This window comes from Nonomuraea lactucae (genome assembly GCF_003313395.1).
Taxonomy (GTDB): Bacteria; Actinomycetota; Actinomycetes; order Streptosporangiales; family Streptosporangiaceae; genus Nonomuraea; species Nonomuraea lactucae.
Genome location: NZ_QNFZ01000353.1, coordinates 1 through 713 on the forward strand (window position 1 = coordinate 1; position 713 = coordinate 713).

Genomic DNA, 713 nt, shown 5'->3' on the forward strand with positions numbered 1-713 from the left:
AGCGCGACCAGCGCGGCCGCGTCCTCCGGCCGGTCGCTGCCGGCCAGCCCCGGCAGCGCGCGCACCGCGGCCTCCAGCAGCGTGCCGGACAGCTCGGCGGCGTGCTCGCGTTCCTTGGCCGTGGTGCCGGGAACATGCCGCCTGCGCAGCGCTTCGAGCAGGTCGAGGGCGTCGAGCAGCTCGGCGAGCGTGGCGGTGTCGGGAAGGGCGCCGGTGGCGTCGGCGAGGCGGTCGGCCACCAGATCGGGCAGGTCGCAGCGGGCCGCGGCGCGCAGGCCGTCGAGGATCAGGGCGCAGGTGGCGCCCCCGTCAGCCGACTCGCGCCGGAACGCCTCGCGCAGCGTGCCCGCCGCCGCCTGGGCGAGGGTCACCCCGCGTACGCCCGCCAGGTCGAGCAGGGCGGGAACCCCCGGAGTCCACGAGATCCGCCACCTGGTGGTGAGCGCGGTGGAGTCGCCCGTTGCCGTCACGCCGACCGGCTCGCCGTAGCCGACGCCGCAGGCCAGCAGGCGTTGCAGGGCGACCTCCCTCCGTGCGTCCAGCTCGGAACGGAGAGGGTCGAGGCGTACCTCGCGCTGCTCCGGGTCGCCGGGGCACGGGAGCCTGAGCGCGGCGAGCTCCTCCTCGACGGCGGGCCCGAGTCCCGAGCGCGGCGTGCCGGGCGCGGTCCGGCCCCTGGCGGCGCCGACGAGCACGGTGTCGAGGGCCCGAGC

Annotated in this window: 1 protein-coding gene; it reads right to left on the reverse strand. The window is 78.0% G+C overall.

What is annotated here, in order from left to right:
• Positions 1 to 713: DUF5682 family protein (locus tag DQW85_RS21905; protein ID WP_240197339.1), on the reverse strand; the 713-nt coding region annotated here is incomplete at both ends.